The sequence below is a fragment of the Paenibacillus pedocola genome (assembly GCF_031599675.1).
Lineage (GTDB): Bacteria > Bacillota > Bacilli > Paenibacillales > Paenibacillaceae > Paenibacillus_AQ > Paenibacillus_AQ pedocola.
Genome location: NZ_CP134223.1, coordinates 2,396,580 through 2,419,816 on the forward strand (window position 1 = coordinate 2,396,580; position 23,237 = coordinate 2,419,816).

15 protein-coding genes are annotated in these 23,237 nt (G+C 51.2%); 6 read left to right on the forward strand and 9 right to left on the reverse strand.

From position 1 onward, the window contains the following. The first annotated feature begins 123 nt into the window (after positions 1–123). Positions 124–4,215, forward strand: coding sequence for a choice-of-anchor I family protein (locus QU597_RS10225; RefSeq protein WP_310832539.1), 4,092 nt, complete (start codon positions 124–126; stop codon positions 4,213–4,215). A 152-nt stretch (positions 4,216–4,367) separates the two neighbouring features. On the opposite strand, the gene QU597_RS10230 is transcribed toward QU597_RS10225, so the two are convergent. From QU597_RS10230 to QU597_RS10260, 7 genes are read right to left on the reverse strand one after another with little or no spacing between them, the layout of a single operon-like run. After that, positions 4,368–5,048 (reverse strand): DUF4956 domain-containing protein, encoded by a 681-nt coding sequence (locus QU597_RS10230; protein WP_310832540.1) that lies wholly within the window; start codon positions 5,046–5,048, stop codon positions 4,368–4,370. A 15-nt stretch (positions 5,049–5,063) separates the two neighbouring features. Next, positions 5,064–5,774 (reverse strand): polyphosphate polymerase domain-containing protein, encoded by a 711-nt coding sequence (locus tag QU597_RS10235; protein WP_310832541.1) that lies wholly within the window; start codon positions 5,772–5,774, stop codon positions 5,064–5,066. A 2-nt stretch (positions 5,775–5,776) separates the two neighbouring features. Further along, positions 5,777–8,905 carry an exopolysaccharide Pel transporter PelG gene (pelG, locus tag QU597_RS10240; protein ID WP_310832542.1) on the reverse strand — a complete coding sequence of 1,043 codons (3,129 nt, stop codon included), beginning with the start codon at positions 8,903–8,905 and terminating at the stop codon, positions 5,777–5,779. Continuing rightward, positions 8,881–10,323, reverse strand: coding sequence for a GT4 family glycosyltransferase PelF (gene pelF / locus QU597_RS10245; RefSeq protein WP_310832543.1), 1,443 nt, complete (start codon positions 10,321–10,323; stop codon positions 8,881–8,883). The genes pelG and pelF overlap by 25 nt, the downstream gene beginning before the upstream one ends. A gap of 2 nt (positions 10,324–10,325) precedes the next feature. Further along, positions 10,326–12,158, reverse strand: coding sequence for a DUF2194 domain-containing protein (locus QU597_RS10250; RefSeq protein WP_310832544.1), 1,833 nt, complete (start codon positions 12,156–12,158; stop codon positions 10,326–10,328). Positions 12,159–12,168: 10 nt separating this feature from the next. Further along, entirely contained in the window at positions 12,169–13,059 is an 891-nt protein-coding gene (locus QU597_RS10255) for a hypothetical protein (protein ID WP_310832545.1), read from the reverse strand. Further along, a complete protein-coding gene (locus tag QU597_RS10260; protein WP_310832546.1) occupies positions 13,052–15,235 on the reverse strand; it encodes an NAD-dependent epimerase/dehydratase family protein in 2,184 nt (727 codons plus the stop codon). The genes QU597_RS10255 and QU597_RS10260 overlap by 8 nt, the downstream gene beginning before the upstream one ends. Positions 15,236–15,475: 240 nt before the next feature. On the opposite strand from QU597_RS10260, the gene QU597_RS10265 reads away from it, so the two are divergent. Together QU597_RS10265 and QU597_RS10270 are read left to right on the forward strand one after the other, a co-directional pair. Next, complete coding sequence (locus QU597_RS10265) at positions 15,476–16,768, forward strand: DUF4832 domain-containing protein (protein WP_310832547.1); 1,293 nt, start codon at positions 15,476–15,478, stop codon at positions 16,766–16,768. 178 nt (positions 16,769–16,946) lie between these two features. Next, the gene (locus tag QU597_RS10270; RefSeq protein ID WP_310832548.1) at positions 16,947–18,737 is read left to right on the forward strand and encodes a methyl-accepting chemotaxis protein; all 1,791 of its coding nucleotides are present in this window, start codon (positions 16,947–16,949) and stop codon (positions 18,735–18,737) included. Here the strand turns inward: QU597_RS10270 and QU597_RS10275 are convergent. Then, positions 18,717–19,610 carry an NAD-dependent epimerase/dehydratase family protein gene (locus QU597_RS10275; RefSeq protein WP_310832549.1) on the reverse strand — a complete coding sequence of 298 codons (894 nt, stop codon included), beginning with the start codon at positions 19,608–19,610 and terminating at the stop codon, positions 18,717–18,719. The genes QU597_RS10270 and QU597_RS10275 overlap by 21 nt on opposite strands. Before the next feature lie 27 nt (positions 19,611–19,637). Further along, the gene (locus QU597_RS10280; protein ID WP_310832550.1) at positions 19,638–20,375 is read right to left on the reverse strand and encodes an RNA polymerase sigma factor; all 738 of its coding nucleotides are present in this window, start codon (positions 20,373–20,375) and stop codon (positions 19,638–19,640) included. A 181-nt stretch (positions 20,376–20,556) separates the two neighbouring features. Between QU597_RS10280 and QU597_RS10285 the strand changes: the two genes are divergently transcribed. The 3 genes from QU597_RS10285 to QU597_RS10295 all read left to right on the forward strand — a co-directional run bounded on the left by QU597_RS10285 (position 20,557) and on the right by QU597_RS10295 (position 23,179). Further along, positions 20,557–21,138, forward strand: a complete 582-nt coding sequence (locus QU597_RS10285; RefSeq protein WP_310832551.1) for an ATP-dependent Clp protease proteolytic subunit — start codon at positions 20,557–20,559, stop codon at positions 21,136–21,138. 19 nt (positions 21,139–21,157) lie between these two features. Then, complete coding sequence (locus QU597_RS10290; RefSeq protein WP_236333337.1) at positions 21,158–21,364, forward strand: hypothetical protein; 207 nt, start codon at positions 21,158–21,160, stop codon at positions 21,362–21,364. A gap of 159 nt (positions 21,365–21,523) precedes the next feature. Then, positions 21,524–23,179, forward strand: coding sequence for a helix-turn-helix domain-containing protein (locus tag QU597_RS10295; protein ID WP_310832552.1), 1,656 nt, complete (start codon positions 21,524–21,526; stop codon positions 23,177–23,179). Positions 23,180–23,237: the final 58 nt, after the last annotated feature.

The window sequence follows — 23,237 nt, forward strand, 5'->3', positions numbered from 1 at the left end:
GCCGTTTTTCAAATGGAGGCTCCGGTTGTTTCTGCAGTTTACGTTCATTTGATGTAACTCTGCATATCAGCAAATACTCGTCCACTATAGTTGTTAAAAATAATCTATAGGAGTGACAACGACTTGAAAAGATCAGGCACAACCCTACTCTCCCTGCTGCTTGCAGCTGAACTGACGCTCGTTCCCGCATGGAGCGCAGGCCCGGCGGCAGCTACTGCAGCGCTTCTGCCGGGTACTCCTTATACTACTGACGGCAGCTATAATGTGAGCGTTCCCCATATTATCGTAAACCAGGTATATGGCGGCGGGGATGCGGCAACCACGGGCGGTTATTTCTCTAACGGATATATTGAACTCTATAATCCTACGGATTCCGCTGTTGATTTAAGCGGCTGGTCCCTGCAATACTCTGATCCGACCATGAACGGGGCCTGGAGTAAGCTGAACTTGAACGGCACGATTAAAGCGCATTCCTCCTATTTGATCACAGACAGCAAAGACAATCCGTCCTTTAAAAGTGATATCAGCAGTAAAGCTGATCAGATCTGGAAGGATAATCTTTTCTATAATAAAGGGATGAAGGTTGTGCTGCTTAGCAGTACCGATCTGCTGGATACCGCCAACCCGTTCCGGAATAAGCCGGCAGCCTATGTGGATATGATCGGTACTGCCGGAAATGACAGCGGTTCCGTGATAGACGGCTATGAACTAGATTATCCGACCGGCAAAACCGGAGGAACCTCGAAGCAAAAGTCAGTCCGCCGGGCAGAATTCACGGATACGGACAATAACAAGGAGGATCTGAGGCAGATTAGCTTTGACACTCTGGATGCCTCAGCACTGAATCTGATGAAGCCGCACAGCAGCAGCGATGGAAGCTGGGGGGTGACCGTTCCAGCTCTTGGTGTAGCCACACCTTCACTCCCGGCAGCAACAGCCGGATCACCATACTCGGTGTCTCTCTCTGTGTATGGTGGGGTGCAGCCTTATTCCTTCACGGCAACCGGTCTGCCGGAAGGGCTCAGCCTTGACGCGGCATCGGGGATGATCAGCGGAACTCCGCTTGCGGCAGGCACGGCAACGGTGAGCTACGCGGTGTATGACAGCGCGGTTCCCCCGGTGAAGGCGGAAGGCAGCCTTTCACTGGTTGTCGGGCAGGCAGCTTCGCAGCCGATAAAAGATGTCATCAGTGTTACGAAGATCGGCGGATATTCTGTGGGGACCACGAATGAGGACGGCGGCGTGGCGGAGATCGTCAAGTACAACCGGGCCAACGGGAAGTTCTATCTGGTCAATGGCTCAACTCATCCGGCGACTGTAGATATCGTTAATCTGAAGGATGGCGTACACCCGGAGAAGGAAGCAAGCATTAATGTGGAGGCACTATCCGAAACTGGAGGATTCAGCTACGGGGATTTGACCAGCGTAGATATTAATACGGCGACCGGCCGGATTGCTGTGGCTGTCCAGGAAGCGGACGCGATGAAGAAGGGGAAGATTCTTGTCCTTGATTATGAAGGCAGGCTGCTGAAAACCTACGAAGCCGGTATTCAGCCGGATATGATTAAATATACGGCGGATGGCCGGTATATTCTTACGGCAGATGAAGCCGAGCCGCGCACACTGGCAGGTGATCCGGAGGGCAGCGTGACGGTTATCGATACGGTCACTGGAACGGCCAGAACCGTTAAGTTCGATAATCCCGGTCTCATTGATGATCTCGTGCATATCCGCGGTGCGGTGGACCCTGTAAGCAAGTTAATCACCGGTGAAGGTGCTAAGGAAGACGCCGTACGTGATCTGGAGCCGGAATTCATCGAGCTGTCCGAAGACCAGAAGACTGCTTATGTTTCTCTTCAGGAGAACAATGCTGTGGCGGCGGTTGATGTAATCTCTGGCAAGCTGCTGTGGGTGAAAGGTCTGGGATTCAAGGATCTGAGCAATCCGCGCAACGCGCTTGATCTGGTAAAGGACAATCAAATTCACCTTGAGAATGTTCCATTTTATGGTGTATATATGCCTGACGGCATCAGCCAGTACACGGTGAACGGAAAAACCTATCTGTTCACAGCTAATGAAGGGGATGCAACCGAGTGGGACAGCAAGGAGAATGCCGCCAACATCGGCTCCATGAAGGGTTCACTCAACCCGAATTCGGCTGCTGCAAAATTCCTGAACGGACAGAAGAAATATGACAGCGTAGAGGTGATGTCGGATATGGGTCATGACGGCATTTATCTGTATGGCGGCCGTTCCTTCTCCGTATGGGATGCCGGAACCCTGAAGCAGGTGTATGACAGCGGCAGTGAATTTGAGCAGATCACTTCGGAGCGTCTGCCGGCGTACTTCAATGCCAGCAACAGCAACACTACCCTGGACAGCCGCAGCACCAAAAAAGGCCCGGAGCCCGAATATGTCAAAATCGGCAAGGTGGGGCAGAAGGCGCTGGCTTTTGTCGGGTTGGAACGTGTCGGCGGTCTGATGACCTATGATGTGACGAACCCGGAGCAGCCGCAGTTTGTAAACTACATCAATTCGCGTGAGTTTACGCCGAAAAATAATCTGGAAACCGACACAGGTCCGGAAGGCATCGAATTCATCCCGGCTACGGACAGCCCGACCGGTCTTCCGCTGGTGCTGGTAGCGAATGAAGTCGGCGGTACTGTGGCGGTCTATCAATTAAATGTGACAAAGGTGACTTTGAATCAGACGTCCTTGTCGCTCCAGGCGGGCGGGAGCGCAGCAGAACTAAAAGCAGCTGTCCAACCTGCAGGCGAAGCAGGGCAAGGCTTGAGCTGGAGCTCCTCCAACTCTGCTGTAGCTTCGGTTGACCAGAACGGAAAGGTTAGTCCGCATGCAGCGGGAACAGCAGTCATCTCCGTATATAGTGCGGATGGCTATGGTGTCGCCGAAGCACATGTGGCGGTAACGGCGGCCACTCCGGTCATTAGTTACCCGGGTTCAACCCCTTCCGGCGGACCGGCGGCAGTTGTCACCAAGCCGGAGACATCGGTGGCCGTTACGGGCGGCAAGGCAGTGGTGGAAGTGAAGGCGGCAGCTGATGCTGCCGGCAGCCAATTCTTCTCTGTCGGCGTTGAAGCCGTGACTGCCGCACTTGAGGCGCTCAAGAGCTCAGGCGGGGCGGAGCTGGAGTTCCGCACGGCTTCTGGAGAAGCTGGCCGAAATCTTACCGTTAAGCTTCCTGCAGCAGTCTGGGCTGAACTTGCCGGCAGCTCCTTGAAGAAGGTGACATTCACGGGAGGGGCGGGAACCGTGTCCTTCGACCGGACTGCTGCTTCGGCGATTCACACAGCTGCAGGCGGGGGAGCGGTCAGCCTGACGATTGCTAGAACGGATCTCACTACAGCTGCACCCGGAGTTAGTGCTGCGGTAGGCAGCATTATCGGCAGCCGGCCGGTGCTGAGCCTTACGGTTCAGGCAGAAGGACGGGATATATCCAGCTTCGGCGGCGGGGGCGTATCGGTCAGCATCCCGTATACACTGGCGGCCGGTGAAGATGTTAATGCGGTAGCTGCCTATCAAGTAACTGCAGCAGCCGGATTGGCAGTGCTTCCTGCCAGCAGCTACAATGCAGTGACGGGTCAGCTGATCTTCCGTACCACTCATTTCTCTGTATATGCCGTTGGCTATACCAAACCGGTATTCAAGGATATGGTAAGCAGCTACGCTAAGGATTCTATAACGTATCTGGCAGCCCGCGGAATCATCTCCGGGATTTCGGCCGAGCAGTTTGGCCTCAAGAGCCAGTTGAGCCGCGGGGATTCAGCCCTGCTGCTGGCCCGGTTAGCCGGCGCTGAGCTGGGCATTCCGGCTGGCAGCTTCAGTGATGTGAAGCCGGAGGATTATTATGCAGCGGCTGTGTCCTGGGCGAATGCTAATGGCATCGTCAACGGTACAGGAGACGGCAAATTTGAGCCCAAGGCTGAAGTCTCACGTGAGCAGCTGGCGGTCATGATCCTCCGTCTCGCGGATGCTATGAATTGGAATCTGCCTGTAAGCAGCGGCCCTGCTGTATTCGCCGATCAGGCGGCTATCAGCTCCTATGCGCGAGATGCCGTAAGTGTTGTCCAGCAGGCCGGTATCCTATCCGGTCAGGCTTCGGCTGGAGGCAAGATTAACTTTGCCCCGCAAGCTTCGGCTACCCGTGAAGAGACTGCACATATGCTGGCGAAGCTGCTGAAGGCTGTGCAATAAAAATTTGATACCACTGCCTGAGGTACTAGGAAAACTATGAAATCAGCTGTAAAAAATGACCTCAAGCTCTACATAATGTAGAGCTTGAGGTCATTTTAGGTGTACCCGCATGTGCAGTACTTGCTGCACAAGGCCCAGATCAAATGCCGGCTTTATTGGGCGTAATCTCCAGTGTAATTCAGAAGGGACACGTCCATTACTCCATCCAGTGCCGACAACTCATGGACAAAGGCGGTATTATCGTCACGCAGACGGATTTCGACGGTCATTTCAACATAGTCTTTGCGCACTGTTTTGGATTTGAGGGTATACGCCATTTTCTGCAGCCGGGTACGTACATCGGCTGTTGCGCTCTCAGCATGGCGGATAATTAGCAGGAAAGGCTGTTCGCGGATTTTGCGGCGGGATAGCAGCACCAGCGTTAATCCGATTACCAGCGAGCCTATAATGGCTATTGGGTACAGTTTGGCTCCTGAGGCAATGCCGGCGGCAATAGCCCAGAACATGTACACAATATCCAGCGGGTCTTTGACCGCAGTACGGAAACGCACAATACTGAGTGCGCCTACCATTCCCAGGGACAATACGATATTGGAGCTGATCGTCATGATAATCATGCTTGTAATCATGCACATCAGCACAAAAGCTGCATTGTAATTGTAACTGTACACCACACCACGGAAGGACTTGCGGTAAATAAAGAAGATGAAGAGTCCAATTCCTAGAGAAGCAGCGAGACCGAGCAGCACATCAATATATGAAATGCTGTTGAAAATGTCAAGATGGGTCACGCTCTTTTTGAAAAGGTCCTGGAAATTTAAATTTTCGTTCATGCTTTGGCAATCCCCTTATCGTTTGAAATGAAGCATGCCTGCTTCTCGGCAAATTACATATTTGGAAATAGACGAACGGTTACTGGCGACAGGGCTGGCGGCCAGTCGGATGTCTTCGGCCAGAAATTCGTTGTATTTGATTTCAAGAATGGTCAAGGCGGGATCAAGCGTCTCTGTAAGGATTAGTCCGGGATCAAAAAGATCAACGGTGTTCACTCCGGCTGCCAGTCTCTTGTCAAAGGTAATCCGCACATCACCATGGGAATAGATATAGGCTTCGCGTAAATAGTCCACGATGGTTACCGGCCGATATCCCTGGTGGACAAGCGCCAGATAGAAGTCACGCATCAAAGCCTGCGAAGAGCCGTCCACCGCTGAGTATTCTCCCTGCAATATGGAGTCGTACTGAGCGCGTGTCAACGGAACACTCTCTTTATGGACATAGTTGCCAAACTTGCTTTTTCGCTCCAGATTAATCGAATCATCCTTGCCGTTATAAATCCGGATACGGAATTTCTCCCGGGAGAAGACGCCGTTTACTTTGTCATACAGCGCATGATCGGTCGGGTGGTCGAAGTAAAGACTGCGAATCCCGTAGCCCTCCGGGTTTACCGAATGCGGATCGAGCGGAAGCAATGAAGATATCCGTTGGCGGATGGACATGAAGTCATAAGCATGCAGGTAATATTTATGCTCATGCCGGAGCGGACGTCCCATGAATTCCATCTTTAATTCACCTTAACCTCTCTCACCCCGTAATAAGGCGTATCATCTGAGTCATAGTAAATATCGAAAGCAATCTGGGAATGACCGTTTCCGTCACTGACAGTAACTTTCCAATAATAAGTGCCGGGACTCAGACGGTCCAGATTTAGGCTCGTATCTGCTGTATTGGTTTGTTTTACAATGTTCGTAAATAACGGATCTTTGGCCAGAGTGAAGGTATAGAGGAGATTGTCTCCCTGCAGGTCGTAGGAAGCATCCCAAGTAAACAATGTCCCTGTTCCCTCTTGCTGCAGATCATCCAGGAAGAAGGGTTTGGGTTTCTGCACGTCTTCCTTAAATCGTTCGATGGAGCGTTCCGGAACCGTACTGATGGCTATGGAATCCGAAGGAATGTCGCCGATGAGGATAGGGAAGAAGTCCTTATCAGGAGATTGGGCTGCAAATTTCTCTGTAATCGGGCTATATAAGGCGATTTGTTTCGCTATAGTATCACTATTGATATAATCCCGGTACAGCTCGTCGATTTTGTCCTGAAGCAACTGGACATTCTCGTTGCTGCGGAAGAAACGGTTATGCAGCTTCACGCTCCAATAATTGCTGATGCCGCTGTTGTAAGGTCCGATACTGTTGATGTTGCGTTGGAGTTCCCAGGCTCCGTCATAATCCCATGGAATGAAATACCATTTATCTGAATTCAGGGGGGAATACAGCAGGAAATTCTGGGCATCGGTATCCATATTGTCCATCAAAATATTGCTTGCCAGCCAGGTCAGATAATTATCGAGATCAAAATGCTTTTCGATGACTTCGTTGATTGGCATGGACATGTTATTGACATCGTCAAGCATAGCAAGTAACTTGGTATGGTCTTCACGGCCCTGGATCTCCAGATGAGACTCAAATTTGGCCTTGTCGTAGTCCGGATCATCTTGTAATTTCAGATCGTCTGGATATCGGAGGAACTCAAACATGGTCGCTTTATACAGTTCACCATACGGGTCCAGCCAATGATTTTTGAGAAAGGATTTGTTAGGCTGTTCGATTTGGGTGTACAGACCATAGTCGGAATACTTCACTGCAGCTGAGGTATTGCCATCGCTGAGATCTTTCACATAAAGATGGACAAACCGGGTTCGCAGACTGGCCATATTTGGAATCGTTTCGAACAAATCGAAGCTCAGTTTGTTGCGCAGCCTTGACGGGTCGTAGGAGTGTTTATTTAGATTGATCGTGCTCTGGTCGTTCCACTGCCCGGCCTGATCGTTCAGCTTGATCTTATACGAGCGCTGGGAAGCGTAACGTGCTGTGTTGCCGCGAAGCGAGATCGTGCCGTTGGCATCCGTAGCCGAATACCCGAAGCTGCCCTGGGAAGGACCGCTCCCGTCTGCAGCTCCTTCCTGAAGAATGATCTGGAGGCTGCCCTCTTCCATCCGGCTTTTGACACGGTTTAACTGATACCAGTCCGTAGAATCTGCTCCTTCTGCTGAGTTCGGTGGAAGAACAGTTAAATAAAGTGTATCGACCCGGGTATCCTCGTCCCGTTCATAGATCCGTTTGTCCTCATTCAATGCTCCATCTCCAGAAAAGTCTGCTGTTGCGTTTGCTGCTGGAGCAGAAGTTACGGAAGCCTTTGCCGAGTCCGCAGCACTGGAATTATCGGAGCAGCCGGAGAGCAAGACTACCGCCGCAATTAACCCTGCCGAGAGGGAAGCACCTTTGGAAAGCAAGGTACGGGAACGCTTGGATTCTGTTGGCACAAGCGGTTGTGCGCAGAAGGTATGGTAATCGATATTTCGAACATACCGCACCATCCGCCATAAGGCGAGTACAAGAACAGTAAATGATGCGAGCAGCATCCCATAGCCGTGATAGCCGGTAAGCATAGTAATGGAGCTGAGCACAATATTGAGCAAAAGGAAGAAACCGCTAATCATAATAACACCTTTCCGGTCATCGTAATAAAGCAGAAGCAACAGGATGACGAACGTAATGATAAACATGTAATAACCGAGCAGAAGAATAATGTAAATATCGAGCTGCTCCATACTGAAGCCAATGGCCGGCAGCAATTTAATTCCCAGGGCAAGAGCTAATACTGTGAACATCAGCTGAATCTCCATCAGGAAAGTCAGCTCTTTAATTAGAGAGCGCTGCATTTCACCGCGGGCCGCGGAGATCTCCTCCCAGGTTCCCGACTGCCGGATAAGGTCATAGTAGGTTCTGAATTTCTCATAAAAATTCGTCTCGACGGCTACCGTAAAGACTATCAGAGTAGGCACGACAGTGAGATAGGCATAGAACACGGGAGTGTCATAAAAAGACGAAGTTAGAAAACGTCCAGCGATTTCGTTGTGATGGGGACCCAGCCAATAAACAAAGCTATGTGAGTACACACCGGCATACAGGAGGGTTCCAATACCGAAAAGTGAGGGGTATTTCCTGAAATAAGATACAAAGCTGAAATATAGCCGGGGATCCCGTTCCGGAAAAACCTGCTCGAAGTGATGATTTGTCAGCAGCAGCACCAGAAAAAAACCGGCATCCACGGCAGCGAGCATACCAGCAGCCGAAGCAGATGCCGTAAAAGCACTGACTGCCCACGCCCCGATAAGCGCTACTAGGGCACTGTATAGAAAACTTCGGAAGATCCGTTTGTAATCCTTGAGGGCAGACAGATGAACGGACTGAATCCATACAAGAATCAGTTCCATAAACAACATAAAAGCGGCTGCCTTATAGGCGAAACCCGCCTCCACACCTCGTAGAAAGAGCAGAGCAATGGCAGCACCGACAGGAAGGCAGATTGCAGATGCGCCGTAATAGGAAGAAAGAATATGCTGATATTTTTTTTGAAATAACATATCCGCAAGGAAGCGGGTAAGCACCATGGACACGCCGCCCGTAATGAGTACGGAAAAAATAAAGGCATACACGATTGTAGACAGGAACAGTTCACGTTCCAAGAAAGAAACACCCGAGAAGGCCATCAAGCCCTGAATTCCGGCAACCATCCCCATACAAAGGACCATCGGACCCACTGTCGACATGGAGGAGTAGGCATAGGCCCGAAGATGCCGGAGCAGACCGTGCTCACGGTATAATTTTCTTAATTCAAAACCGATTCCGGCCATGGATTAGCCTCCTTGTATTTTTCGTAAAGCCCGCGGTAGCTGCGGATAAACTCCGAGTGTGTATACAGTGCCTGCGCCCGCGCCTGGCCGTTCATTCCCATCTGCTCGCGCAGTTCTCTACTGTGCCCAAGCTTGACGATAGCGCTCGCCATCCGGTCATAATGCATTACAGGGACCGTGAATCCGGCAGGTCCGAAGGTGTCGTCCCGTCCCTCAAGTAATTCCCGGCAGCTGCCAACATCGGTCGTGACGCAAGGCTTTCCGGCCGCCATGGCTTCGAGAACTGCCAAAGGCATGCCTTCGCTGATGCTGGAGAGGACTATAATATCCAGCTTGCCGAGATAATCCCGGACATTGACCTGACCGGTGAAGATGACGTCCTGAAGCTCCAAGATCTCCACCAGTTCGTGGCACTCGCGGACATAGTTTTCGTCTTCTTCAACAGGCCCCATAATGTGAAGCTCAGCTTCAGGCAGGTCTTTCTTCACAAGAGCGAAGCTTTGAATCATGGTTTTGATGTCCTTGATTGGAACAAGGCGTACAATTGCACCGATCCGCAGCGGCCCACCCTCAGGGGGAGGACCGGCAACAGAAGCATAGTCAGCGACATTTACCCCATTTGGAATAATACGGATTTTATGTTCGTCACAGCCGATCTCCATCTCGATCTCTTTATTTCTGCCAAACAGTGTAAACACCTGGTCGCTCATCGAATAAGCGGCTTCCGACAAACGGTAGAAATACCTGATCCATAAATCTTTAAAATATCCCTGGACCCAGTCCGCCTTGATAATTTCCTCTTCCCGTTCCCGGGAGTAGATCCCGTGCTCGGTAAGCAGAAAAGGCTTCCCGTAAAGATGCTTGCCCAGCGCCCCCAAAACACCGGCGTAACCGGTCGATACGCTGTGGTAGAGATCTGCCTTCGGAATATCGCCGCGGATCGTAAGAAGCAGGGGTAGCATCATGGAGCGGACGGTCCAGTACATTTCAGTAAAAGGTACATGTGCATAATCTTCGCTGCATCGTTCGGACACAACCTGAAAGAACTCCTTGCTCATCAGTAAATGCCCTGCGGTAGCTACCCGGTCCGATCGGATGAGATCGAACAGACATCCCCAGTTTAAGTCTATGCCTCCGCCTAGAAGAGCGCTGAGCGCCGCGCGTTCATCAACGGTCAGACGCAGCTTATCCCTGCCTGGCGGGGACTCATTTAAATAGCTGTTCAGGAATATTTCCTTTATTTCTACAATATTGGGGGGGAGGTTGTAACGATAAGAACCCTGTTGCTTCTCATCGGCCCCAATGGCCAGTATGATAAATTCATAATCCGGCATATGGGTGACCAGTGAATGAATCCAGCTGGAGACTCCTCCGGTAATATAGGGGTAAGACCCCTCTGCCACAATGCAAATTTTCATAGTTATGCCTCGCTCAGATGAATAGTAAAATCAGATCGGGTGACGGTGATAAGCAGCACACCATCTCCGATTTTTTTGACCGTGCAACCGGAAAGCTGACCGATTTGTTTCTGGGTACGCAGGATGAAGGAAACTTCATCTTGAAGCGGGAATACTCTGCCTTTGATTTCCTGGCTCGTCTGCTGCAGTTCCAGATTACTGGAGAGCAGATTTTTCATATCAATCGCCGCTTCAGTAGATGTCTTGGCCTTCAGCCAAGGATAATCTTCTTGTAACTGTGACATTTTCTCAGTATAGTCTTGATATAGTTGTTCCCAGTTTTTTCCTGAACTGCGCTTGCTGTCCAGTACATCATCCGGATGTACGAAATGTGAGAAAAATCCGTACGCAGTAAGCACACTGGCGGCCGTCCACCGCTCGAAATCGTCGTAGTCGTAACCGGAGGTAACACGCGGCATCTCCAGAATCTTGTCTGCTGACTGTTCAAACTCCTGTACATAGGAAACACCTGTTGCATCCTCAGCGAATACTGATGAAATGACGGCAAGTTGCTCCCAGCCCTGTTTCAACGCTTCGCGGCCTTCAGGGCTAAGGACGTTGGAAGGAGGCACGTAGGAGAACATGGAATAGTTGGGGAAGCTGCGTTTGAAGAAATTAATCGCCTCTTCCACTGACAGGGCCATATCACTGGTACTTTCCCAGGGAACATAATCATAAACGGCGCTTGTCTTCGGATCAGTTGTCAATGACTGGTGGTTGTAGCCGTGCAGTCCGATTTCCCCTCCGCTTTTGATGATTTCGCGTCCATAGCTGATCAGTCCCTCCGGATCAGCATCGATTGGCGAGTCAAAGGGAGGCTGTACCTTGTCCTGGTAAGATTCAATCATAACCGCCGTATATTTCAGGCCAAACCGTTTGGCAGCCTTCAGCATATCCGGCCACCAGATTTGCTTGAAGAATTCCTGACGGTTCAGCTTGTAGATCTTGTAAATATCCGGGTCGACCGAGTTGCCGATCGGTGCGGGCCAGTCGTCGATATACACCAGTTTGGAGTTGAAGACAGGATATATAAAGTCAGGCATCATTATTGAAACGGCTCCTGCGATTACACCCCGGTTGATCTTCTCCTGCAGCATCGTACCATTGAAGACCATGACCGAACCCTTGCCCAGGTTATAGCTCCACAATAGGGGCATACCCGAAGATGTAGTAGCATGGACTTTGGCGGAAGAGTCCAGCTCAACCTGCAATACGGTATTGGTCATAAAACTGTCGTTAATCTCCAAGCCTTTCTCGCCAAGCAACACCTCATCCGTTAAATGAATTCCCGTCTCATCGATGAAGTCTCCGGCATTAATAATGCCTAGTTTGCGGTACAGACGAAGAAAGGCGTCGCTGGACTCGGGCATAGATGCGAAGAACAGATGCCCGCCCTGTTCGATATAATCAGCCAAGTTATCCGGATCTCCTGCAAGCGTCAAATCCTGGATCGCGATAACGGCAGCGCTGCAGCCGGTGAGGTTCAGGGGATTACTGCGCAGATCCGTTTCGGTGACTGCTTTTCTCATATCAGTGAGCACCCGGCCAGTCTGTTCTTGAACGCTGACACTGAATGAATCGTCCTTGTCATAAATGAGACAGAACGGGGAACCAGAAACGTTGGCTTTGGCCGGACTTTCACTCTTCCAGGCTTCAAACTGGCCTTTCAGTTCGCGGTTATGGTTAAACTGCTGGAAATAATGGGTGTGTGTCAAAAATATAACCGTACTAAGCAGCAGGATGCCGGTAAGAATCAAATAAATACGGGGATTTAATTTCATAGTGTATTCTTTCATAAATGACTCGTTATGCTCCTTCCGACCAATACCTTACAAATTTCAAACCGTCGCTGGATAACCGCGCGCTGGACTGCTTTAACCGAAGCAGCGCGTCCTGAAAGAGCACAGGGGAACGGGAAGTGTGATAAAGCTTCATCAGAAGCAGATATGGTTCCTCCCGATCGGGAAAACGCTCCTCGAACTGCAGAGCAACTCGTTCAGCTGCTGCAAAGTTCCCCAGCTCTAGCTCGATTCCGGCCTTTTCTTCATAGATGCTGAACGCACCGGGATCAGCTTCAATGAGATACTGAAGGACTTCAGCCAAATCATATTTAAGCCGCTCCAGTGTTCCGGTATCCAAAAAACCGCTGCGGATATAGTTGCGCAGAACTTCAGCATAGCCGTTCAGAAATCCGGCATCATCCCGTGAGCTCTCATAACGGACGGATAGTCTCTGAATAGAGCGGTTAAGCTTCCGCTTGATTTCAACAAGGGCGCTCACGGCATAGTGGGAGGTCTCGGTGTCTTCATTAGCTACGGCCAGCCGCAGCACTTCCAGATAATCCGTTGCGTCCTGGTTCAGGAGGTCGATCATAGTCCGTCGGCGGTTGCTGAGATCTCCGACCAGCAGCGCTTCTTCCAGCGGAACGACATTGACTTCCTTATCGATGTCCCGCATACGCGAAACCGGGTAGGAATCTCTCCGCGCGTCCTCATGCAGAACTAACTCTAGCTTCTCCAGCCGGTCAGCAGCATCGGCTGTTCTGGAACGCTGAAACAGCGGGAAGAGCAAGCCCAGAACCGGAAAAGCGGCCACAAATGCAAATCTTACCACGGCATCACGAGGCGACCGGCGGTATATGAAGCCCAGACAGACGGCACAGACAGCCAAATAAAGCAGATATGCCGTTTCAAGCATAGTGGGACGTTCTTTCTGTCTGCAAAAAGGCGAATTTCCCTTGCAGACGCTGTAAAATGAGTTCGGCCTCAGTCTGGCTGGAATTGCTGAGCAGCAGAAGCAGATCTCCATCTGTTCCCATGCCAAGATAATCGGTTTCCCGCAGGGAGGAGTGGAGCTGCTCAATTTCAACCGTTGAAGCGTTGCGGAGCCCAGTATGCAACAGGGCAAAGTCTGTTCCGATCAGCTCACTTGCATCTTGCTTGCTGGCCAGAATTTCCTGGAAGGCCTCTGTGCTGAGCACTCTTCTTTCACCACCGTCCACATAACGACGGCTTGCGTCAGCGTCGATATAAGCGTGTGCACGGGAGAGCGAGGATGAGATCAGATCCACCACGGTTTTGAACAAATTCTGATAGTAAAGGGTAAAACGGCGGAATTCAACAGCATGAAGGGAGACAACGGCTACCACTTCTCCACGGCTGACCACGGGGGCGCAGAGCAGAGGTGAATCCGGATCGAGCTCCTTGTTGGCAAACATCTGCTGGTCATAAAGCACGGAGAGCAGATATTCATGTTCACTGACAGTTATAGAACGCGGAGCTTCAAACGAATCTTTGGCCGAACGTCCGGCCAGACGAAGGTAGTTTCTGTGCTTGTTGACCGTGTAAATGGTTACTTCGTCAGTCCGCATAATACTCTCGAGTACCCCGATTGCCGAAAGGAAGATCCGCTCGGGCTCCAGACTGTCAAGCTCTCGGGTTATCGTATGGATTTTGCCAAAACTGTCTTCGGTAGTGAGAATTTGCTGCTGCAGTTCCTCTTTAACCGAACGGGTCTCTTCATAGACTTCATACAGAAAAGAGTATTTCTCGGTGGCCTGCTGCAGTTTCTCTTCAGTATTGCTCAGCCGGGTAGTGCGCCGTTCAACACTATACCCGACAACGAGACCAATCAGCAGATAAAGGGCGACTTGAAAGAACAGCGTGGAATCGTACATCAGCGACACCAGGTCCCGGCCGTTTTCGGTCTGCTCCACGACAAAAAACACAATCGAGAGCAGGACAGCCAGCATGGATTGGCGGCTTCCGTAGAAGACTCCCATTACAATTATGTAGACCAGCTTGAAATCCACCCCGGCATAATCTGTACGTTCCAGTGCTTCGCTAAGCCCGTATACAGCCGCAAAAGCAAGAAGATTTTCTATGTATGGCAAGAATGTTTTCGAGCGGCTGCGAAGCCGGGAAGACTTAACTGCAGCAGGCTTAAGTACTGGAGCAGTTTCTTGTTCCTTGATGTTTCGATCGTACATTCTCTGCAGACCGGTCCGCAGATTGTATTTCGGAGCCCAGTCGAGTTCGCGGCAAATCCGGCGGTTGTCAAGGCTGGAACGGTAAATATCGCCTTCAGCTCGCGGACCGTAACTAACGCCTGAGTCACCATATAATTGTTGAAGCTCCTTAATGAGATCGTTGACTGAATTCTCAGTACAGGTTGAAAGGTTGTACACGCCGTTCAGTGAAGAATAGGAAGCACGGTAAATGGCGTCAGCTACATCTTCTACATAAATGAAATCGCGTGTCTGGCTGCCGTCACCGTTGACGGAGATTGGCTGCTTGTCCATCATCTTATTGATAAAAATAGATACGACTCCACCTTCGCCGCTGCTGCCTTGACGGGGACCATATACATTAGAGAAGCGGAAGCACAGTGTATTCAGGCCGTACATTTCCATCCATTTGGCGCAGTAGGTCTCACCAATCATTTTGTTGATACCATAGGGAGAGATAGGTTCGAGAGAGGAGGTCTCAGGAATTGGCAGCTCATCCGTTGCCCCATATACGGCGGCCGAGGAGGCGAAAATGAATTTTTCAACTCCGTAACGGCTAGCCAGCGTCAGAATATTGGTGAGCCCGAGTACGTTGGAACTGGCATCCTTTACAGGATCTTTGAGCGAGGTGGATACACTGACTTGTGCCGCCAGATGTACGACCGTATCAAACCGGTTGGTGCGGAACACCTCTTCACAGTTTGCATCACCGACAGAAAGAATGTAGCTTTTATGTTTAAAATCAATATTTTGCTTGTTTCCCGATGACATATTGTCGATAATATAAACGTCGTAGCCCTCTTTGTGAAACCTTTCAGCTACAAAGGAGCCGATAAAGCCATAACCGCCGGTAATGAGTACTTTCATCGGTTTGCCCCTTCCTATGATTATTTGTAAATATTCTCAATCTATTAAATTGATATTATACATGAACAAGGACTTTTAGGCTATTTAAATTGTGTTTTTTTTCTAATTTTTAACAACGAAAGGTAGAGAGTCATGCGTATAAAGTCCCAAAAACTCCTTCTGAAGATTTCAAAGCTGTGTGCGATTTTCCTGTGTTGCCAAAGTACAATCAGCGCGGCAATGGCAGAGCCGGCACTAGCTGTGAACTATCCTGTCGAAATCGGAGCAGTATTGAACAATCCGTATACCGGATTTGTAGCAGATGCCCGTGATATTGAGAGGGTCAAGCAGAAGGTCACCCTTGTTCATGCTAATTTAACATGGAGGGATTTGGAGCCCGAAGAGGGAGTCTACGATTTTGCCGCCATTGAAGAGAAATTTAATTTCAGTTATTGGAAGAATTACGGTGCGCGAATTGTACTTCGGGTGGTGCTGGATTATCCGGGGACGGAGAGTCATATGGACATACCTGACTGGCTTTACGAAAAAATAGGCGAAAAGGGCACATGGTACAACTCGGATTATGGTATGGGCTTCAGTCCTGAATATAACAGCCCGGATTTAATTGCCGCCCACAAGAAACTGATTGCCGAACTTGCGAGCCGTTACAACAAAGATCCCTTTATTGCTTTTATTCAGCTTGGAAGCATAGGACACTGGGGTGAATGGCATACGATGGACAGCGGCCCGGGTTATATTCCTTTCCCGGTCCGCCAAGTGACCGATCAATACATTGCACCTTATGTGCAGTCCTTCACGAACAAACTGCTGCTAATGCGGCGGCCTACCCAAGCTGCCGCTAAATATGGAATGGGGCTGTACAATGACGCTTTTGGCAAACATGAATCCACTATTAACGGGTTTCTAGATTGGTACACCAACGGTTATACCTCCTGGCTGACCCGGGAAGAAGAACCGGCAATGCCCGACTTCTGGACAACTGCGCCAAGCGGAGGCGAGTTCTCAGATCCGGAGCGGTATCTCCAGAATTCTACTATTACTGAATCACTTACCCAGGCCAAACTTACACATGTTTCCTGGCTGGGACCGGCCGCTCCGTGGTATCTGGAACCAGGCGGGACAATGCAGGGCAATATTGATAAGTTTCTGAAATCAATCGGCTATCGCTTTGTTATTCAGAAAGCAGTTTACGAGAAAGAAAGAAAGCCGGGTGAGACATTACATGTCCGGCTGATCGCTGTTAATCGTGGCAACGCTCCTTTTTATTTCAAATGGCCGCTGGAAATTTCGTTGGTCAACACATTGGGCGAAGTTGAAGCAACCGTACGCAGCTCCACCGATATCCGTAAATGGCAGCCCGGGACCTCCAACGCCACTGTCTATCTCGCATTGCCAAAAAGTCTTGCCGCGGGTAAATATAGCGTCCAGTTCGCCATTCTTGATCCGGATACCGGAAATCCGGGTGTCGATTTCGCCATTCAGGGCCGCCAGAAGGACGGGCGGTATCTTCTGGGTACTCTCCTGGTTAAGTGAAAATTAGGGGCCAGTTTAACAATATTGCAACAAATTCCTTTACACTTTTCATACATAACTTCGGAGAGTAGTTAATAATCCGCTCCTACAATGAGTGAATGAGTAGAATTGCTCACATGAATCCGAGGGGTTGTATGAAGGGATGATAAGCTTGAAAAGAAATAGGCTGCACTTATCTATGAAATGGAAGCTGATCCTTAGCTTTACGGCAATCTCACTTATCTTTTTGGGGGTTGCACTGCTTCAGGGACAGAAGATTAATCAGGTGGAGCAATCGATGGAACGGCAGAAGACCGAGATGGAAAAAAGAATCACTGTCTCCACTGTCACCCAGCTGCTGCAGGAGCTGAACAGTCTGGAGACTTCACTGGCCGAATCCAGTGACGCAGAGCTGGCCGTGCCGTTTAAGGATAAGCAGCAGCAGCTTGCGGCAGCTATAGCCAAAGTCGATTTTGACAAGGGAACCTCCGCGTGGACAGATCTGCAGCAGCTGCGAACTGAAGCGGATGAATATACAGGTTATGTAAATGAGTTGGTAAAAACGCTGGAGGATACCGATCTGGATCCGCTGACTGTCCTGGAGCAGATTGACGGCCTCCATACGCAGGCGCTTGCACTGAATCAAACGCTGCTGGAGCGGAATGCGAAGCTGTATACGGCAGCAGCGGATAATGCGGAACAGGCGCAGGCGCATTCTTTTACATTGCTGGACCATACCGTATCCATCGTTATGTATGCTGCAATCGCCGTATTCGTGTTCACGCTGGTACTGGCCCTGCTGCTGATCCGTTCGTTCCTGTCTCCGGTGGACAAGCTGCAGGCTGCGCTGCGTAAAATCGCCGAAGGCGATCTGCGCCAGCAGATCAATTCACCGTATAATGATGAGCTGGGACGGTTGAGCTTCCATTTTGACCATATGGTCACGCGGGTCCGCGAGATGCTGCGCCAGACGGTGCAGGTAGCCTCAACGCTGGCCGATTACTCCCAGTCCTTTCAGCAGTCTTCATCGGTTACTGCCCATACCAATCAAGATATCGTCAAGACCATTCAGGAAATTTCGGTGGGTGCGGATCAGCAGGCCGTTCAGTCTGAACAGAGTGCACTATTGCTGCAGGAGCTGGAGCGGGAAGTGGCGGAGATTACGGATTATACCGATGTTATGCTTGCGACAAGCCAGAGCGCTGACCAGAATGCACGCAAAGGCTCGGAAACCATCAGTGAGCTGCAGCGCAAATCACAGAAGTCCCGCACTTCCATCGGCAAGGTGTATCAGGCACTTGAGAAGCTGGTGGAGCAGTCCGGAGATATTTCGCGGATTACGAATTCCATCACAGAGATTTCCAAGCAGACCAATATCCTCTCCCTGAATGCGGCAATTGAAGCGGCCCGGGCAGGGGCGGCTGGGAAAGGCTTCGGGGTGATAGCAGATGAAGTCCGGCATTTATCGGTACAGACAAGCGATTCCTCGATTCTGATCAGCCGGATTATCGGGGAGCTGCAGGAGAGCATGGCCGACTTTGAAGCATACATGCTGGAATCGAAAAAAAGCCTGGAGGAGCAGGATACCCAGGTTGCGGAAACCCTTGCTTCCTTCACGGCAATTGACGATTCGATAGCTGGCATCAGCCGGCAGATCGGACAAATTCACAGTAAGGTGGAGCAGACCCGGAAGATCAATTCACGGCTGGGTGAATCGATCCACTCGGTAGCATCCGTAGCTGAGCAGACAGCGGCGGGCGTTCAGGAAGTGAATGCCTCCAGCACACAGCAGGATCAGGCCATTCACGATATCGCCCGCCAGGCGTTGGAGATTAGTGAAATTTCGCGGCGGCTGTTCAAGGAAATCAATGTGTTCAAGATTGAGGAGGGTCAAACTGCGAACCCCGGCGGCGGACAGCTGCTGGCAATGAACGACGCCCGGAAGCAGCCGGAGGAGACAAGCGTACCGTTACTCGCGATGGCTGAGTGAGGCATGAAGCCGGGCGACAAGCTCCGGCAGCCATTCGGCAAGAGACAGGAAGGTGAAGCCCGCTGAGCGGGCTTTTGTTGTATCCATAACCCAAGACTCTTCAATACCGAAAGGAGACATATCCTCTTGGGCTGTTGCGCTTAGCGTGATGGCCTGCTTCCCTGTAACAGTTTCGATCATCGAGAGAATATCCCGGATGGCTATTGCACCGTCTGAGCAGGCATTCACGGGTCCGGTCAACGAGGAGAGGCCCAGCCAGTAAAGGAAGTCCGCAGCCTCATTGGAACGGATGAACGATATCAGGGCATCCGGATTCGGAAGCCCGACCGGCTTGCCGCCAGCGATATGCTCGATGTGAAAATGCAGCCGCCGCGTATAATCATCCGTCCCTAGGACGATCGGAAAGCGGACGGCCGCCACGGGAAAAGCATTCTGTTTCAGCAGCACCGTCTCAGCCAGTCTTTTGCCTTCCTGATAACTGAAGTCCTCTCTGGAACCCAGCCGCAGGGGATAGGTCTCAGGGTCAAAGTCCGATTCACTCAGCATTTCCGGTCTTGGATCGTATACGGATAAGCTGGAGGTCAGAATGTATCGCCCCGCGGTGTCCGCAAAAATCCTGGCCGCAGCGGATGCATCATCGGGTGAGTAGCAGATATTGTCATAGACGACATCAAAGTGCAGGCCATGCACTGCCGCGGCCAGCGCCTCTGTATCCGAACGGTCAACAGTTAACCGGGTCACCTGATCGCCGAAATCATCCTCCGCCAAGCCCCTGGTCAGTATAGTCACCTGTGTATTGTCCTCCTGAAGCAGCCGTTTCACCAGCCGCTTGCCAAAAAAACGGGTTCCCCCGAGCACAAGTATGTTCCTCATCGTTCTACCTCCTTTAATATTTTCCTGTTAGGCAGCCATCCGCAGTCCGGAATAGATGACGGTGCTGCTTGCGGTGGAGCGGCTTCCCGCATGCAGAGCCTGCACAGCGGCTGTGCTGACCGCCATAGTGAGCTCTGCTGCTTGGTCCTGGCGCAGCAGTTCCAGTATGACGGGAATCTGCCCCTCTTCATAAGCATCCGCCAGCGCAGCCAGCAGCAGCCTGAAATCGGCGTCAGGCGGGAGGGCAGGCCCATCCGCGGCCAGCTCCTTCCGCACAGCTTCGAGCGCTTGCCGCGCCCGGTATAGCGCAGCTTTGACCGCCCCCTCTGAGGTGTCCAGCTGAACTGCAGCTTCGTTTGCAGAGTAGCCGAGCACATCACGCAGCAGGAATGCCATCCGCTGAAGTGGCGACAGATGTTTGATCAAGGCCTGAAAAGCTGTTTCGATCTCTGAAAGACTGCTCTGCACGGCGGCAGCTTCTGCCGGATTCCGTTCGCGTCCCATGACGCGTGCTAAGGAAGCCTTGCGCCGGACGGTATCGATCCAGGTATTCTTAGCAATCCGCAGCAGCAGGGCTTCCGGATTGGGGCTTGCGGAGAATTTTCCATAGCTGAGCACCTTCGTCCAGGTGTCTTGGGCTAAATCTTCAGCCTCATGTCCGGAGCGGGTAAGCGCCAGACAGTAGCGGTTTAGCGCAGCTCTAAGCAACTGCAGGCTGTGGTCATCCTCAAGCCTTAGGGTGCTGTATTCTTCAAGGATCATCATGCTCACACAACTCCTTTTCAGCCATTTCTTTTGTATATTCCCTTATTATATAAACGAACAGCCCTCATTAAAAGATACGCGGCTTCTGCAGCTGTTTTTGTTGGCTTGGTTCCGTATCCTTTGCCGGCCCTGATCCGTTTACAGGGTATCAAATCTAGTTACATCCCAGGAGGTAAGGATCATGAGTATAATCCCCTATGTAATTGAACAGACGAGCAGAGGCGAACGGTCTTATGACATTTATTCGCGGCTGCTGAAGGACCGGATTGTATTTGTCGGTGCGGCGATCGATGATCAGCTGGCGAACAGCATTATTGCCCAGCTTCTATACCTTGCGGCGGAAGAACCCGATAAGGATATCCAAATGTTTATTAACAGTCCAGGAGGTTCAACTACCGCAGGGTTCGGAATTTATGATACGATGCAGGTAATCAAACCGCAGGTCAGCACGATATGCACCGGTTTTGCGGCTTCCTTCGCCTCACTGCTGCTGCTGGCCGGAGCCCCCGGCAAAAGATTCGCGCTGCCGAGCAGTGAAATTATGATCCACCAGCCGCATGGCGGTGCACAGGGGCAGGCCAGCGATATTGCCATCAGCGCCAAACGGATATTGCAGATTAGGGAAAAGGTCGTGCAGATTACTGCGGACCGGACCGGTCAGCCGGCAGAGAAGATCGCGAAGGATATGGACCGGGATTATTTCATGTCCGCGGATGAGGCAATGACATACGGCATTATCGACAAAGTAATCACGAACCTATAAGTGAAGGAGCGGATGAACCATGCTGGCAGATTTGAAAGGGCAGAAAGTCGCAGTGCATTTTCTGGATGGTACGAGTGTAAGGGACGGTGTGCTGGAAGAGCTTGACGAGCGCTTCGTGAAATACCGGACAGAATATCAGGTGCTCTACATTCCGATCACCTCAATTCGTGCAGTAGCGCTAGAGACCAAGGAGCGCGAGCGGCCACGGGTCGGCTTCGGACAGTAACGGTCTGGCGGCCGGTAACAAACTCAGATTCAAGGACTATTTCCAGGCCAAAGGGCGGGAATAGTCCTTTTTAGCGTACACCAGGGCATTGCCATTGATAATGATTATCAATTATACTGAAATCACTTATAAGAGTATGTACATGGTGGTGGTAAGGTTATGAAACAAGAGTTAATCCCTGCGGACAGCGAAGAACAGTTCCGGGATTGGGACGAGCTGTCCTTCCGCTTGTTATCGGTTCAGGTAGTGAAGGGGAGCGAGGAGGGGCATCTGCCTCAACAGCTTGCACTTTCATATGCGCTTATAGTGGTGGCAAGCGGCTCTGTCCAGGTGCTCATGAATCACGGCCAGTTTGAGCTTGCAGCCGGTTCGGTCTGCCTATGTCTTCCGGAACAGACCTTCGGTACAGTACAGCAGGCGGGGAGCCTTGAAATGTACATTTTTTATTTCGACATCCACCGGTACCATCCGGCAGGTGAAGGGAGCTTTCTGCTCAAGGATGCTGAGCTGTTTCCCCGTGAGGGCTCGCTGCCGCAAACTTCAATGAAGACAATTACTTCAATCTGCAGCGGGTTGTCCCACATGGAAGAGAACCAGCGTCAGCATATAAGCTTCCGGGCACAGATTGATTTTCAGGAGCTGCTGTACAGCATCCGTGTGAGCGGCAGGCAGCGGCCCCGGGATACGAATTCCGCGCTGGAGCAGGCCCGATTATACATAGAAGAGCACTATACGCAGGATCTGACCTCTCAGCTGCTGGCGCAGGCTGCTGAGCTAAGCCCCAAATATTTCAACGACTTGTTTAAGAGAAAATATGGCAAGAGCGCTTTGGACTATACCACTGAGCTGAGGCTGCAGCAGGCTAAACGACTAATGGCGGAGAGCGGAACGAAGCTGCGTGAGATCGCCCACCGGGTAGGGTACACGGATGAATTCTATTTCAGCCGTAAATTCAAGAAGATTATCGGGGTGCCCCCTGCGGTCTATATGAAGAGCCGCCGCCGCAAGCTGGTGGCATACTCTCCGTCGCTGCTCGGACAATTACTGCCGCTCAACCTTATCCCTTACGCGGCGGCGCTTCACCCCAAATGGACGGAGTATTATTACCGGAATTACCGCAGCGATATCCCTGTACATATCAGTGCCTTCCGCAGCAATCAGGACTGGCAGGCTAATCTGGAGTTGCTCAGACAAGTTCCTGCTGATCTGATTCTGGCTGGCGATGACCTGCAGGAAGAAGAGAAGACCGCGCTTGAGCGAATCGCTCCCGTTCATTATCTGCAGACCGGCCCTGCCGACTGGCGCAGCCAGTTTCTGCAGCTGGCACAATTTCTGGGCGAATCCTGGCAGGCGGAGCAGTGGCTGGCGGCCTTTGACTGGGAGGCCGGGGCGGTTAAGGAACAGCTGCACACCCAGATCGGAGGGGAGTCGGTGGTCGTCATCCGCATGCTGCACAACAGATTGTATCTGCACTGCAGCCGCACCATGGCCAGCATGCTCTACGGTGAGCTTGAACTGCAGCCTGCGTATGACAGCGGGGATGAAATTTACAATGTACCGGTGACCCCGCAGGAAATAGCTGCCCTGCATGCAGATCATCTGCTCATGCTGATCCGCCGGGAGAGCGATACTCTAGGAGAGTGGAATAAGCTGCAGAATGATCCGGAATGGCTGAAAATAGCGGCGGTGCAGCGGCACAGGGTGCATTTTCTCTCGTCTGATCCTTGGCGTGAGCACTCTGCTTATGCCCAGCTGCGGATGGTCCGGCAGACGAAGCAGCTGTTAGTCGGCCAATCGTCCATCCATGTTCCGTAATTTGTCCATGGAGCCCCTTTGTCCGCTTCGCTATAATCTTAAATGAGAATCATTATCA